Source organism: Dyella sp. 01N36 (assembly GCF_056399745.1).
The window spans coordinates 1-1619 of the sequence record NZ_JBFTRY010000354.1 but is presented as its reverse complement, the minus strand read 5'-3'; the positions used below and the strand labels follow the sequence as shown (position 1 = coordinate 1619).

1 protein-coding gene is annotated in these 1619 nt (G+C 64.0%); it reads left to right on the top strand.

Translation table 11 applies throughout. The annotated features are described in order from the left end of the window. Positions 1-403 precede the first annotated feature (403 nt). Positions 404-1619 (top strand): SLC13 family permease (locus AC1DMG_RS22030; RefSeq protein WP_477181142.1); only part of this gene is annotated, 1216 nt, incomplete at its 3' end.

The following is a 1619-nucleotide window of genomic DNA, read 5'->3' as shown; positions in this document are numbered from 1 at the left end:
GCTGCGGGCGTTATAGGCCATTCTCTTTGGGTTACTTTTCTCTTGGGCCAGCAAGAGAAAAGTGACTCGGTCGGCGGCAGCCGATCGAAACGCCCGCCGCGTAGGCGGCACTCTGGCCTCGACGCGACAATCGAAGCGCAAAGTCACTGGATTCCTGCGTTCGCAGGAATGACCAGCAAGACCAGATACCCGCCCGCGCCGGGATGACGAGCCCACAACCAAAACCAAAAATCGCGCCCACTTTGCAGCCTGGGTTCACCAGCCCACCTCACCACGCGCTTATACTCACGTCTCAAACAGGGACGAGTCGTCGTAGCGTGAAGCTCCCACTGCCCACATCCAGCCGTCATCAGGACGCCCAATTCGGGGGCGCACCCTAGTGGGACTCGCCCTCACCCCTGAAATGATCCTGGTGCTGGGGCTGGTGGGCTTCACCATGCTGATGTTGGTGCTGGAGTGGATCCGCGCCGACATGGTGGCCCTGCTGGTGGTGGTCGTGATCGGCCTCACCGGGCTCATCCCTTCCGATCGCGTGTTCAACGGCTTCGCCGGTAACGCCGTTATCGCGATCATCGCGATCATGATCATGGGCGCGGGCCTGGACCGCGCCGGCGTACTCACGCTTACCGCCAGCTTCGTGATGCGCATGGCGCGTGGCGTGGAATCGCGCCTGGGCCTGGTCATCAACCTGGTCACCAGCCTGTTCAGCGCTGTGATTCCCAGCCAGGCGCTGGCCGCGTTGATGATTCCCGTCACCAGCCGCCTTGCCGCGCGCACCGGCGTGCCGATCTCGCGCCTGCTGCTGCCGATGGCGTTCTGCATCCTCACCGCCACCAATACCACGCTGATCGCCAACTCGCCGCTGATCGTGCTGAACGACCTGGTCGCCAGTTCGAACGCGAACCTGCCCGCCGGCGCGCACACGATTCCCAAGTTCGGCCTMTTCAGCGTCACGCCCGTCGGCCTGGTGCTGGCGCTCACCGGTGTCGCGTTCTTCTACTTCTTCGGCAAGAAACTACTGCCCGAGCGCGAAGACGAACGACTCAAGGTGACCCCGGGCCGCACGGAAAGCTACTTCGCCGACACCTATGGCATCGTCGGCGAAACAGCAGAGCTCACGGTCACGGCCGAAAGCCCGCTGGTGGGCATGAGCATCGGCGAAGTCGAGCAGCTGTACGGTGCGCCACTGATCCTCGCCATCAAGAGCGGCAACGATGCGCGCATGGCGCCACCGGCGGATCACGTGATCTGGGTGGGCTCGGTGCTCGGCGTCCTGGGCCCGCGCGACCAGCTCAACCAATTTGCCAACAACCAGCTGTGCAAACTCTCGCCGCGCATGCGGCAGTTGGGCGAGCTGTTCAACCCGTCGCGTGCGGGTATTTCAGAAGCGGTGATTCCGCCGAGCTCGCGCTTCCTCAAACAGACCGTGGGCGACCTGCGACTGCGCAAGCGTTACGGCATCTCGGTGCTCGCCGTGAATCGCGGCGACCAGGTGTATCGCGACGACGTGCGCTCGGTGAGTCTGCGCGCGGGCGACACGCTGGTGCTGCACTCGAGCTGGCGCGACCTCGTGCTGGCCAGCGAAGACCGCGACCTGGTGATCGTCACCGACATTCCGA